This window comes from Leptospira terpstrae serovar Hualin str. LT 11-33 = ATCC 700639 (assembly GCF_000332495.1).
Taxonomy (GTDB): domain Bacteria; phylum Spirochaetota; class Leptospiria; order Leptospirales; family Leptospiraceae; genus Leptospira_A; species Leptospira_A terpstrae.
This window is the reverse complement of record NZ_AOGW02000010.1, coordinates 624661-637468: the sequence shown is the minus strand read 5'-3', so window position 1 is coordinate 637468 and position 12808 is coordinate 624661. Positions and strand designations below refer to the sequence as shown.

Sequence of the window (12808 nt, the reverse complement as noted above, 5' to 3'; positions counted from 1 at the left end):
CATGGTTTGACAGTCCATGGGTCTGAATCAGTTTAATTTTACTTACCTTTTTCCTTTTCTAACAAAGCTTCTCAGGTATTTTTGCCTTCTCCTTCTTTCTCTCGGTTTCAGTTTTCAATGTAAAGGTTCCGAAAAACAATTCGATTACCAAAGAACCCAAAGTGTAGGCCAAATCAGTCCCGAAGAACCTTGGCGATTTAGCCCAGAATTTGCTTTGGACAATAAACCTACGACGGCGTTTTGTTCGAATGCCAAAGAAGTAGGTTCTGGATTCACTTTATATTTAAAATCTTATTCGGAATTCTCCGCCTTACAGATATTCAATGGATTTCATAAATCAGCACTGGATTTAAAATCAAATGATGCAGTAAAAAAACTTCGAATCACTTCGTTCGATATGGAAACCGAAGATTTAAAGTCAAAACTGAAAATAGGTTCCACAGTGGATTTGGAACTGACAAAACCCAAATTTGGAAAATCAGGATTTCAAATATTGGATTTAGATTCTAAGTTTCAAGGAAATGTAATTCGTTTCGAAATTTTAGAAACTCATGGTCTCGGATCCACGGGACGAGTATGTATTTCTGAAATTTCGTTTGGAGAAATACAAAAAGACAACTTTGTTTCTTATCCTTGGGTTTCCTTTGATAAAATTAAAAATACCATCATTCAATTTGGCAAAGCAGAACGCCACTTTTCTGGATTCAAACAATTAGTATTGGCCAATGAAAAGGGAACCATTTCCTTTTATGACCAAGGAACCATCCTTCCCGTATTTTTTAAGTCTGACCAAACCTTTAGTTTTTCGGAGATGTATGGAGAAGGAGATCCTTTAGGATTTTTACCTTCCATCGTCGGAACCTACACCATTCTTCAATCATCAGAAGAAGGATTGGAACTCAATTTGAGTTATTATGATAACGGTGGGATTGAAAGGAATATTTCCTGGATTTTTAAACGGGCCGAAGTGGGCGATGAAGACTATGAAAACTTCAAAACCAAACTAGGTACCCGGTTTTCCGAAGTCTTCAATCCCAAAACCCACTATTTGCTCGTGTTAAAAGAAAAGGAATCAGGTAGGACTTTTTATCATTACGAACTAGCCAAACCGAAATAGATTTGGCTTTTTTCGTTTTTAACCTATTGTTTTTTTCAGGTCTTTGATATGGTTTAAGAGTTCGTTCAAAGAAGATTTTTTCTCTGTTTCTTTCCAACCAAGTTCTTTTGCTAGGGCATTGGTTACCGGAATGGCAAGAGACTCTGCTAGTTTCAAATCCAAAAATACAACTCTCCACCTTCTCGACAGAACGTCAGTCACAGAAAGTGCAAATTCCTTTTTCACAAAATGTTTGATTTCTTCTAGAAAGTAACCGGATCCTTTTTTGAGTTCTTTTGGTTTTTTTCCTAGAATGAAGGCAACCTCGCCACCATAAGCATCTACCAAACGAACGGAAGTTTCATAAGAAAGATCATACATAGTTTGTACTTTTGCCACTAGATGTTTGGAATAACCATCTGCCCCAGGGAATGCAAAACTAGCGGTCACACAATTCATCTTAAGAGGTAGGTTCCCGACAGAAATTAATTTGTCCGTTAAGTCTTCGGCCATTTTACGAAAGGTTGACCACTTTCCGCCAGACATAGTGACAAGACCTGATTCGGAAACAAGGATGGCTTCTTCTCTTGAAATTGACTTGGTATCTTTTTTATCACCTGTGGAGATGAGAGGACGAAGGCCAGAAAAAACGGATTCGATATCGTCTTTGGTTAACTTGGTATCTAAATAATCATTTCCAGTTTTGAGTAAAAATTCTACTTCTGAGGCAAGAGGAAGAGGTTCCTCCTCAATTTTTTGGATTGGAGTATCGGTGGTCCCAAGGAGGACTTTGCCTTCCCATGGGATTACAAAAACCACACGCCCATCAGCAGTTTTGGGTATGATCATGGCTGTACGACAAGGTAACTTTGCTTTGTCGAAGACAAGGTGGATTCCCTGGCTCGGGGCAAGGACATTTTCTGCTTTAGGGTCATCCAATTTTCGAAGGGAATCAATCCAAACTCCGGTAGTATTGGCAACTACCTTTGCTTTGATCGTAACTTTCTTTTTTGTAATGAGGTCCTTTGCCGTGACACCTATGATTTTTCCATTCCCATCTTTTAAAAAAGATGTAACTTCAATTCGAGATAAAACATCGGCTCCATTTTCTTTGGCAGCTCGGACTGTTGTGACATTGAGTCTTGAGTCATTGAACTGGGCATCGTAATAGGAAATTCCCCCCTTTAGTTTTTCTTTTTTTAAAGAGGCAAAATAATCTAAAGCAGTTGCTTTGGTAATTCTTTCATGACCGGGAACAATGGATCTACCGGCAAGAATGTCATACATGGTAAGTCCAATCGAGTAAAATGGTTTTTCCCACCAAACATAAGTTGGTAAAACAAACTGAAGTGGTTTTACTAAGTGGGGTGCATTGATGAGGAGGCGTTTTCTTTCCGATAATGCTTCGTAAATCAGTTTGAAATGGAATTGGGCGAGGTAACGAACCCCACCGTGAATGAGTTTCGTAGACCTAGAACTAGTTCCTGCCGAAAAATCTTGTTTTTCGAGGAGGGCTACTTTGTATCCGCGCAAACTAGCATCAAGTGCAGTACCGGATCCAGTGGCTCCACCACCCAGTACTAAGACATCGTAGTCAGTTGATTCTAATTGTTTTAGTGTTTGTTTTCTTTCATCTAAATGATTCATAAGGGTTTTTACGTACTTTGGTGGTTGCCTATAGAGATTCTAAGGTTAGTATTGTCAAAAGTCACCATTTCGACCATCGAAAATTTTTGAATTTGTTATGAAAACTGAAAGAGAATTGAACCAAGAATTAGATACCATCCGCCGAGGCACAGTCGAGATCATTAGCGAAGCCGAACTTTTAGAAAAGATCAAATCCAAACCTTCCCTTACCATCAAGGCTGGTTTTGATCCTACGGCTCCCGATTTACATTTAGGACATTTTGTTTTACTTAGAAAACTAAAACACTTCCAAGATTTGGGTCATGAAGTTTGTTTTATGCTTGGTGATTTTACAGCGATGATTGGTGACCCCACGGGAAAATCAGAAACTAGAAAACGTCTTTCCAAAGAAGAGGTATTGGAAAATTCCAAAACATACCAAAACCAAGTGTTTAAAATTTTAGATCCAAATAAAACGAAAATTCTTTATAACTCTCATTGGTGTTCGGAAATGAAGTTTGAAGATGTTTTAGTTTTAACATCAAAATATACAGTTTCTCGCATGTTGGAAAGAGACGATTTTACCAAACGTCATAAAGCAGGAACTCCCATCTCTATGATTGAGTTTTTATACCCACTTGTCCAAGGTTATGATTCTGTTGCGATGAAAGCAGATGTGGAACTTGGGGGAACGGACCAAAAGTTTAATATGTTAGTCGGACGCGACTTACAAAGAGAATACGGTCAAAAACCACAATCGGTCATTACACTTCCACTTCTCGTTGGATTAGATGGAGTAAAAAAAATGTCGAAGTCACTCGGGAACTATGTCGGTGTGACTGAAAAACCCATTGATATGTATGGAAAAATCATGTCCATCTCCGATGATCTGATGTGGAATTACTTTGAACTTTTAACTGATCTCCCTCGGACCGAAATGGAAAACAGAAAGGAAGGAATCCGGTCCAAATCCCTTCACCCCAAAGAAGTCAAAACGGAACTGGCTCTTCTCGTGATGGACCAACTCCATCCAGAAGAGGAAAACAGAAAGGCAGTGGAAGAGTGGACTGCCATCCACAATACCAAAAACCGTGCCCTTCCCGATGAAATTCCAACCGAAAACCTGGATTCTACTTACTTTGCCGAGAAACCACCTCTCCTTGTCTATGTTTTGTCCCAATTAAAATTCATTCCCAGTGTTTCGGAAGGGCGTAGGCTCATCCAGGCAGGAGGATTGTATCTGGATGAAGAAAAAATTACAGACCCAGGACTCTCTTTGGAACCAGGAAAAGAATACCTGATCCGCCAAGGAAAGAAGGGAAAATTTTTAAAGATAAAGACTTAAGGGAGATGGTAGGTCGTTTTAGAACGACCGATCCAAATCCGATATTAGGTAATAAGGAAACCCATACCCAAATGTCCCTCGACCCGACAAATGAAGAAAAGGAAATTCAGGATATTGTTCATGAACTTTCCCAGGACATCGAGAAGGACAGGTTGTTTGCAAAAAAACTTCGTAAGTTTGCCTTGGTTTCTGCTCTTTCCTTTGTTGGAATTACAGTTCTCGTCCTATGCGGGTATTTACTTTATCTCAGTTTAAGTGTCACCAAACTTGAGTCAGAGGTAAAAGAAAAAGAAAAGAACCTGAGAGAACTGGAACAATCGCTTTTTTCTCTTATGTACCAAGAACAACTTCGAGAGGAGAATGCCCTTGCTGGAGATAGCGAACCTGATACAGAACTTGCCAAACAAGTCGAAGAAAACATCCAGTTTTTAAAAGAAGTAAGCCAAACCAGTAAAGGTCGCAACATTCTCCGGGGAAATGAAACTCAAAAAGAAATTGCACTAACCTTTGATTTGGCAACAGGAGAAGAACTCCCTGTATTGTACAACTATATCAAAGAACATAAAATTAAGGTGACACTCTTTTTATCAAACGAAAGGCCTTCTGATATTAGTGGTTCTTTCTTTCTCCGTCAAAATTTAGATTATATTAAAAAAATGGCGAAAACTGGATCTGTGGAATTTGGAAATCATACTTGGTCTCATTTTAATTACCAAAGATCGGTAACAGAAACTTCATTAAAAAAACGAATGGTACTCGAATACCTATCCAAATCAGTTCTCGATTTACCTCGTATGGCAGAAGAACTGAAGAGAGTAGAAGATATTTTCCATTCGCTCACAAAACAAGAGTTAACGAAATATTATCGTTTACCTTATGGAGCACTTAGCCAATTGATTTTAGATGCACATGCAAGCCTTGGTTATACAGACCATATCATGTGGTCAAATAATTCTAAAGGTTCTCTCGATTTGCCGGATTATATTAGCAAACAATTCCTTTATAAAAAAACATCCAAAGGAAAAAAGGAAGTAGTTCGCAACCCTCATTACAAAACAGGGGAAGAGACACTTACTTTTTTGGACAATTGGGAAAAAGCAGATGCGAACGGAATGAACGGTGCCATCATTCTAATGCATTTGGGTGGACCAAGAAAATTTGATAAATTGATTTATATCCTTCCCACTTTCATCGAACGGATGAAGGAAAAAGGATATAAATTCGTAACTCTTACCGAAGTATTAAACGACAAAAAAGACTAAAACTTTTTCTTTCGCGATTGGTATTTGGCCATCACCCAATCTTTGAACAAATACAAGTTCAGATAAAAGACAGGTACCATGATGAGGGTGATGAAAGTGGCAAACGCCAATCCCCAACCGAATGCCAATGCCATGGGAACAAGGAATGGATCTTTTCCACCAATTCCATAAGCAGTTGGAAGAAGTCCAAGAACTGTAGTCACCGTAGTTAACATTACTGCCCTAAGACGAATACTTCCTGCTTCCACTAAAAGTTCGAAAGTAGACTTACTGGGATCTTCAATCCTGAGTTGGTTAGCACAATCCACAAGAACAATGGAGTCGTTAACGACCACCCCCGCAAGTCCAATGATTCCAAGAAAAGCTAGGAATGAAAACGGTTGTCCATGGAGTAAAAATGCAAAGATCACTCCAATCACGGCAAAGGGAATTGCACTCATAACGATGAGAGGTTGTGCTAATGATCGAAATAAAGAGGCAAGGATCATATAGATGATGAGTAATCCCACAAGGAATGCCCTGCCGAGAGAAGCCATCGACTCTTCCGTATCTTTATTTTCACCGGAAAACCGAACTGAATACCCAGGGTATTTTGCAATGATCCCTTCTGTCAGTTTTTTGGCTTCGATGTTGACTTGTCTTGAAGTTGATACGGTTTCATCGATATTGGAGGTCACGGTTAATAACCTTTTACCATCCAAGTGGTTGATGGAAGCTCGCCCCGGATTTCTATCGTGGCTCGTGAGTCGCGAAACGGGAATTAGGTTTCCGGTTAAGTTGTTCACGTAGACTTTGTTCAAGTGTGTGAGGGAAGACCTGTATTCTTCTGGAAAACGAACTCGAACATCCACCTCTTCATCTGCCCGTTTGATTTTTGTGGACACTGTTCCTTGTAATGCGGTATTGATCGCAAGAGAAACTGATTGTACACTAACTCCAGCAAAAGAGGCGAGGGTTTCATCCACTGATACTCTAATTTCATCTTTACCCTCATTAAAATCGTCACCAATATCGGTAACTCCATTGATTTTTGCAAGGGCTGCTTTGAATTCGGCACCTATTTTGAGTAAGGTGGTGAAGTCGTCACCTTTGATTTCGATCGCCACTGGTTTTCCGACTGGTGGCCCACCTGCTAGTTTTTCAAATTCAAGATTTACCAATTTTCCTTTCAAAGGTAGAAAATCTTTGGGAACATCCGCAAGAGGCAAGGTTTCCTCTTCTTTTTTACCTATATTTTCTTTGGCTAACTTTTCTTCCAAAAGAAGGAGGGCTTTTTCATTTAACATGAATTTGGTGTTCTCGCGAACCACTTCGATGATTTTTTCTGTAGACCTTTCTCTATTGTCATCAGGTGTGAGATATACCATGACTTGTGCATAGTTTTTACCGCGTTTGGTGAACGGGTCATTTGGATCTTTTTGGATGATTCCTACTCGGGAGATATAGTTTTCGACTTCGCCTTCGGGAAGTTTGGAAACTGCTTGTTCTATCACTCTAATGAAACGATCGGTTTCTTCCAATTTTAAACCAGTTTCTGCGGTGACTCGTACTTGGAAAGTTTCAATGGCACCAGGGAAAAGTTTGAATTTTCCAAATTTAATTTGGATGGCGAGTGAAAAAACAAAGAGACCCAAAAGTAGTCCCACCATCTTCCAACGATTCCGCAATGCAAAACTAAGTAGGGGAAGATACGTTCGTTCTTTAAACTTAACAAACCAATGTGATTCTTCTTTGACTTCACCTTTCATGTCAGTGGCTTTACTCACATCATATAAGTGAGAAGGTAACATAAAAAAGGCTTCAAAGAGAGAACTACATAAAGATAATATCACTACGAGGGGAATGGAGTGGATGAATTTTCCAAAGATTCCTGTCATAAATAACATGGGACCAAAAGCTGCAATGGTAGTGGTTACTGTCGCTGTAACAGGTGCCAATACCTCACTTGTCCCGCGCATAGCTGCTTCAAATGGTTCTTCTCCCATTTCTAAATGACGATAGACGTTTTCACAAATGATGATGGCATCATCGACTAGAATCCCTACCACTATGATAAGACCCATCATCGAGATTAGGTTTAAGGTAAGGCCCATGTAGTTCATGGCGACAAAAGTCATGGCAATCGAGATTGGAATTCCAAGTGCTGTCATAAGAGCCATACGCCAGCCGAGAAATACGAAAAGTGATGCAGTAACTAGAAATAACCCGGACACTGCATTCGAAGTTAAAACCCCTAGGCGACGACGAATGTATTTGGATAAGTCATTCACAAAAGCATGTTTGACTGTTCCTCCGGTGGACTTAATAAACTCTTCCACAACAACTTTAGAATCATCCACAACAGTAATGGCATCTGCTTTTTCTCTTTTAATGACAGTGAGTGCTATGGCTATGTTTCCATTCGATTTATCTAAATATTCTGAGTCTTCAAATCCTTCTGTGACACGAGCTACGTCACGAATGCGAACAGAACGTCCGGCATCGTTGGAACGAACAAAAACATTTTCTATTTCTTCGGCGGTATCAAATTCACCGACCGTGCGGACGATGATTTCTCTTGTTTTTTCATTGATATTGCCGCCAGGGAAATTGATGTTTCTAAGACGGAGGGCATTGATTACTTGGGTAGAAGATAGAGAAAGGCTTCTTAATTTGTCGGGATCTAAGTCCACTTTCATTTCCCTTTCTCGCCATCCGCGTTTGGTAATCCTTGCTACCGTTGGTAGTTCTTTGAGTTTTTCTTCTAAAATTTTAGCTTTGTCTCGGAGCTCTTTTGCACTTAACAAAGGTTTGTCGTCTCTCGTTGCTGACGACAAATGAATTTCAATTACAGGTTGTCTTGCCGTTGTGATTTCTGTGACAATTGGATCCTCAACCTCGGTAGGCATGTCTTGGATTCGATCGATGGCCGATTTCAAATCATCGACTACTTTTTGTGTATTTTTTGTATTGGGATCAATTGTAACGATAATCCCTGATCGGTTTTCCAATGAAGCAGAGCGAAATTCTTTGATCCCATCCACTTCTTTGATAGCATCTTCCAAAGGTTTGGTGACCAATTTTTCCACATCTGCAGGGGCAGCTCCAGGGTAAACTGTGGTGACACTCACAATATCAAAGTTGATATTCGGGAATGCTTCGCGGTTCATTGTAGCGGCCGTAAAACCACCCACAAGTAGGATAAGAAAGGTAAGAAGGTTTACGAATAAACTCTTCGAAAGAAAGTACTGAACGATGGATGTGCCCATATAACTCCTATAGGAGAAAAAAAATTAATCTAACAACTTACCTGCGGTATCAATGTCTTCGTTATAACCGAACAACTTTGTACTTTTGAGTCTATCTACATAGAGAACACCGAAGAGGTGGTCGCACTCATGTTGTAATACGATCGCACGATAACCCGAAATGATTTCTTCATGTTCCTGGAAATTTTCATCTCTCCATTTCATTCGAATTTTATCGGGTCTTTCTACATATCCACGCATTCCAGGAACAGAAAGACAACCTTCCCAAAATCCTTCCCCGGCCGGAGAAAGGGGAGTAATCTCTGGATTCAGGATGATTTGATTGGGAACCTCTGGGGTTCCAGGGTATCTTTCATTGTCATCGTCCTGACCAACAACAACTAGTTTTTTAAGAACACCAATTTGGGGGGCAGCAAGGCCAACACCGTCAGCGTGTCTCATTGTTTCAAACATATCTCGAATCAGTTTTTTGAATTCCTTGGTTTGGATTTCGGATTCAGTTACGTCTTCGCTCGTTTGACGGAGTAAGGGATTGCCAATCTTGAGGATTTTTCTAACAGCCATAATCTAATATGGAATAGATTGGAAAAGGTCACTGATTGATCAAGTGATCTCCACTCCAAATGAAAAAGAATTTGACAGGGGAGGCTTTGAACGGTGAAATTCCGGGAGGGATTTTGGAGACGAGGGGAATCGAACCCCCGACCTTTTGAATGCCATTCAAACGCTCTCCCAACTGAGCTACGTCCCCTTGTGCTAATCCAAGGTGAGTGACCGCGTTTGCTTGTCAACAGAATCCTAAATTGGCTAAGGAACCAGAGATGTTATGGGACAAGATACAGTAGAAGAACTGACTAAAAAATTGAAAATCCAATCGGATATCATCAAAGGCTATGAAAAAGTTCTTCGACTCAACGAACAAGAATTAGCAAACGCAGATGAGATCATACGAATGTATGAACAAATTATCGATTATTCAAGAGTGGAACTCAGGGAAGCGAAAGAGACAGTACAAGCAAGCTCCATGGTATCCAATCTTAGTCGGGATGAACTCATGTCCGCATTCGACAAAATCAAATCATTGGAAGATGCTAATCGAAGATTAAGAGAAGAATCATTAAAATTTAACAAAGATTAAACCATTGAAGCCCAGTTTCCTTCCGCCAATCATTCGAAAAAACAACGAAGGCGGATTTTACCTCTCATCTTCTTCTGAATTAGATGACTTGTACCATTTTATTCTTGGTCAAGCAAAACGACTTGTCTCAGCAAAATCTGCTGCATTCTATTTTCGAAATGAAAGAGGGAACCTAAGCCGTTTCGGATTGATTGGTGACAAATCCAGTGCTGGTTTGGTTGCCAAACATGTTTTTAAAACCCGTAAAAGTATCCTTATTAAAAAAGGCTCTCATTTAAAAGATTCCGATGGTCCTGTTGCAGAGTCTTATATTGCTTGTTATGTGGGGGATGAGATTGGGGACTTAGCTTTAGGAGTTTTAGTCCTGGAAGGTATCAAACACTTCCAAAATTTTTCTGAACAGGATTTGGATTTAATTAATTACTTTAGTGCTAACCTCAATGCACTTTTTAAAGATACTGTCCTTTCAGAATCAGAACCACAATTTTTTAATTCCCTTACTACTTCCATATTACTTCTCATCGACAATGCCAATATTCATAACAATAATAATAGACTTCAGTATTTTTTAGAGGAAATCATTCGAGTTGCAGTTCTAATTAATACCAGTGTTGATTTGGAACGTGTACTCGTGATGGTGATGGAATCGGCAAAATCTGTTTTTCGTACTGAAGCTAGTTCCTTGCTTTTGTTAGATGATAAAAAAGAGTTTTTGATTTTCCACACTGTTACCGGAGAAAAACGCGAAGAAGTGGCCAAAATCAAGGTTCCTGTGGGACAAGGGATTGCCGGAACAGTTGCAGTCACAAAACAACCAATGATTATTAACGATGCGCAAAATGACGATCGTGTGTTCCGAGATGTGGACAAAGCCTCTAATTTCATTACACGGAATATCCTAGCAAGTCCTTTGATTGTTGGTGACGAAGTCATCGGTGTCATAGAAGCCATCAATACTATCGATCGAAATAACTTTAGCCAGGACGATATTGATACGTTTTTGTCTTTCTCTAGTGCCTGTGCTGTTGCCATTCAAAAAACAAGATTACTCGAAAATCTCAATGAAACTAACTTAGAACTCAAACAAAAGCTAAGTACTTTAGAATCAATTTTTGATTTGGGTCAAGCTGTTCTCGAATCCCATGATGAACTGGGGCTTATGTCCAAAACATTAAGTATCCTCACCAAAGAGTTGTCATGCGAAGATGCGGGAATGGTCATAATTGAAGAAAAAAACAAAAGCCGAATCCAGGTTTATGCAAGGCAACTCGGGATTGTACGTGAGTCTTTTTTTCCCATGCCAGAAAGTCGTCTTTTTTTAAGTCTTATGGAGTCGGGAAACCCACGTATGGCAGTGGTCTCTCCGCAACTAGAGGAATCCTTTTTGGAATTAGAGTTTTATACTTTAAAGAAAAACTTTCTCATTTTGCCGATTGCCCCTAGGGGTGGAAATTTAAGGGCTGCACTTTATGTAAGCGGAAAACTTTCGGCACATTCTTTCAATGAAACTGACCTTCGGATGTTAAAAACCCTTTCCTCTCCACTCGCCAAGGCTTATGAAAACTTAAGGCTAAACCAAGAGATCATCACAAAGAAGTCAATTGAAAAGGAAATCGAGATTACAAGAAAAATTCAAAATAATATTCTTCCTAACTCGCTCATCCAATCTCCGCTATTTGACTTAGGTGTGATGTCTGTCGCCGCCAAAGAGGTGTCAGGTGATTTTTATGATTTCCATTCCTTTGGAGAAGACCAGTTTTCTTTTTTAGTTGCCGATGTGTCGGGTAAAAGTTTACCTGCTGCCATTTTTATGGCAATGTCAAGTTCTATCATTCGCACACTTTCACGGACGACAGACCTTTCTCCTTCAGAACTTCTATTTCGTGCCAACCAACTGATCTACGAAGATTCCCAGTCAGGAATGTTTGTGACTCTTTTCCTTGTAAACTACCAAAGAAGAACGCGGACCTTAAAATTTGCCTCTGCCGGTCACAACGACCAAATTTGGATTCGTAAAGATGGTAGTTTTGAACTTTTGAAAGGAAAAGGAGCACCCCTTGGAGTAGTTCCCCAAACCAACTACCAAGGTGGTGAGATTCAGATTGAACCTGGGGACATTTTGGTCTTTTATACAGACGGGGCCATTGAGGAAAAAAATCCTGAAGAGGAAGAATACGGTCTAGACCGCTTCATAGAATTCATTATTGAAAGAAGGCTTGAATCTTCACAAAAAATCGTAGAAGCCGTTTACGATGACATTCGTGAGTTCTCTCGTTCAGAAGAACAATATGATGACTTTACGGTGATGATTTTAAAATTTGCAGATGTAATAAGTTACGAAATTTCGAAAGTATTTCCTGCACACCCAGACTCAATTCCGCAACTTCGTGATTTTATTTCTGAACATTTAGAAGGCAAAATCACAAAACCCTTTGCCTTTGATGATGTTCTTATATCTTTGGATGAAGCAGCAACCAATATAGTCATGCACAGCTACAAGGATACAGAACTTAGTCATCCAAGTTTTGAATGTCGGTTGGAATTGATTGGTGACAATCTTAAGGTTGTCCTCATAGACGAGGGAAAACCCTTTGACAGAAAAAAAGTTCCTAAACCTTCCGTAGAAGCCAATTTAAAGGGGGAACGGAAGGGAGGATTTGGCGTTTATCTAATGGAGACTCTGATGGACAAGGTGTCCTATGACTTCAACGGGAAACAAAACATAACCTATTTGGAGAAAACTATTGTATGAACGAAGATAAAATTGGAATCCATTCGGAAGCCATTGGTGACAAAATGATTGTACATGTCCAAGGCAATTTGGATGTTCACAACACACATAAAATTGAAAAGGATTTGATGGCCCTAGTCAGTGCCGCAGGGAAACCGGTCATTTTCAATTTGAGTGACGTTCCCTTTATTTCTTCTGCCGGACTTCGATTGCTCGTAACGACTCTACGTCTTTGCCAAGAACAAAAAATAAGCATATCCATCTGTGGCCTTCAACCTGCAGTAGAGAAAGTATTCGATATCATTGGAATGCAGCAGCTATTTACAATTTATCCTGATTTGAGCTCTGCTCTGAAGTAAAAA

At 39.7% G+C, this 12808-nt stretch carries 9 protein-coding genes and 1 tRNA gene; 6 read left to right on the top strand and 4 right to left on the bottom strand.

The window, feature by feature from the left end; genetic code table 11:
* Positions 1-16: 16 nt before the first annotated feature.
* Entirely contained in the window at positions 17-1117 is a 1101-nt protein-coding gene (locus LEP1GSC203_RS11435; RefSeq protein ID WP_002973732.1) for an NADase-type glycan-binding domain-containing protein, read from the top strand.
* An 18-nt stretch (positions 1118-1135) separates the two neighbouring features.
* Here the strand turns inward: LEP1GSC203_RS11435 and LEP1GSC203_RS11430 are convergent, their stop codons facing one another.
* Positions 1136-2743, bottom strand: a complete 1608-nt coding sequence (locus LEP1GSC203_RS11430; protein WP_002973570.1) for a glycerol-3-phosphate dehydrogenase/oxidase — start codon at positions 2741-2743, stop codon at positions 1136-1138.
* A gap of 97 nt (positions 2744-2840) precedes the next feature.
* On the opposite strand from LEP1GSC203_RS11430, the gene tyrS reads away from it, so the two are divergent.
* Both tyrS and LEP1GSC203_RS11420 read left to right on the top strand, forming a co-directional pair.
* A complete protein-coding gene (gene tyrS, locus LEP1GSC203_RS11425; protein WP_002974519.1) occupies positions 2841-4067 on the top strand; it encodes a tyrosine--tRNA ligase in 1227 nt (408 codons plus the stop codon).
* Between the two features lie 71 nt (positions 4068-4138).
* Positions 4139-5329, top strand: a complete 1191-nt coding sequence (locus tag LEP1GSC203_RS11420) for a polysaccharide deacetylase family protein (RefSeq protein WP_002974497.1) — start codon at positions 4139-4141, stop codon at positions 5327-5329.
* Here LEP1GSC203_RS11420 and LEP1GSC203_RS11415 read toward each other — a convergent pair.
* The 3 genes from LEP1GSC203_RS11415 to LEP1GSC203_RS11405 all read right to left on the bottom strand — a co-directional run bounded on the left by LEP1GSC203_RS11415 (position 5326) and on the right by LEP1GSC203_RS11405 (position 9328).
* Positions 5326-8577 carry an efflux RND transporter permease subunit gene (locus tag LEP1GSC203_RS11415; protein WP_002974378.1) on the bottom strand — a complete coding sequence of 1084 codons (3252 nt, stop codon included), beginning with the start codon at positions 8575-8577 and terminating at the stop codon, positions 5326-5328. The genes LEP1GSC203_RS11420 and LEP1GSC203_RS11415 overlap by 4 nt on opposite strands.
* A gap of 24 nt (positions 8578-8601) precedes the next feature.
* A complete protein-coding gene (gene def, locus LEP1GSC203_RS11410; protein WP_002974198.1) occupies positions 8602-9141 on the bottom strand; it encodes a peptide deformylase in 540 nt (179 codons plus the stop codon).
* 114 nt (positions 9142-9255) lie between these two features.
* Positions 9256-9328: transfer RNA gene (locus LEP1GSC203_RS11405), tRNA-Ala, on the bottom strand.
* Positions 9329-9403: 75 nt separating this feature from the next.
* On the opposite strand from LEP1GSC203_RS11405, the gene LEP1GSC203_RS11400 reads away from it, so the two are divergent.
* The 3 genes from LEP1GSC203_RS11400 to LEP1GSC203_RS11390 are packed head-to-tail and all read left to right on the top strand — an operon-like array spanning position 9404 to position 12805.
* Complete coding sequence (locus tag LEP1GSC203_RS11400; RefSeq protein ID WP_002974202.1) at positions 9404-9715, top strand: hypothetical protein; 312 nt, start codon at positions 9404-9406, stop codon at positions 9713-9715.
* Between the two features lie 4 nt (positions 9716-9719).
* Positions 9720-12467 (top strand): SpoIIE family protein phosphatase, encoded by a 2748-nt coding sequence (locus LEP1GSC203_RS11395; protein WP_002974157.1) that lies wholly within the window; start codon positions 9720-9722, stop codon positions 12465-12467.
* Positions 12464-12805 carry an STAS domain-containing protein gene (locus LEP1GSC203_RS11390; RefSeq protein WP_002974050.1) on the top strand — a complete coding sequence of 114 codons (342 nt, stop codon included), beginning with the start codon at positions 12464-12466 and terminating at the stop codon, positions 12803-12805. Before LEP1GSC203_RS11395 ends, LEP1GSC203_RS11390 begins: the two co-directional genes overlap by 4 nt.
* Positions 12806-12808 lie beyond the last annotated feature (3 nt).

What these genes read in the sequence shown, in the direction of transcription:
- LEP1GSC203_RS11435 (WP_002973732.1), top strand. Translation starts at nt 17, where the DNA reads ATGGGTCTGAATCAGTTTAATTTTACTTACCTTTTTCCTTTTCTAACA.
- LEP1GSC203_RS11430 (WP_002973570.1), bottom strand. Translation starts at nt 2,743, where the DNA reads ATGAATCATTTAGATGAAAGAAAACAAACACTAAAACAATTAGAATCA.
- tyrS (WP_002974519.1), top strand. Translation starts at nt 2,841, where the DNA reads ATGAAAACTGAAAGAGAATTGAACCAAGAATTAGATACCATCCGCCGA.
- LEP1GSC203_RS11420 (WP_002974497.1), top strand. Translation starts at nt 4,139, where the DNA reads ATGTCCCTCGACCCGACAAATGAAGAAAAGGAAATTCAGGATATTGTT.
- LEP1GSC203_RS11415 (WP_002974378.1), bottom strand. Translation starts at nt 8,577, where the DNA reads ATGGGCACATCCATCGTTCAGTACTTTCTTTCGAAGAGTTTATTCGTA.
- def (WP_002974198.1), bottom strand. Translation starts at nt 9,141, where the DNA reads ATGGCTGTTAGAAAAATCCTCAAGATTGGCAATCCCTTACTCCGTCAA.
- LEP1GSC203_RS11400 (WP_002974202.1), top strand. Translation starts at nt 9,404, where the DNA reads ATGGGACAAGATACAGTAGAAGAACTGACTAAAAAATTGAAAATCCAA.
- LEP1GSC203_RS11390 (WP_002974050.1), top strand. Translation starts at nt 12,464, where the DNA reads ATGAACGAAGATAAAATTGGAATCCATTCGGAAGCCATTGGTGACAAA.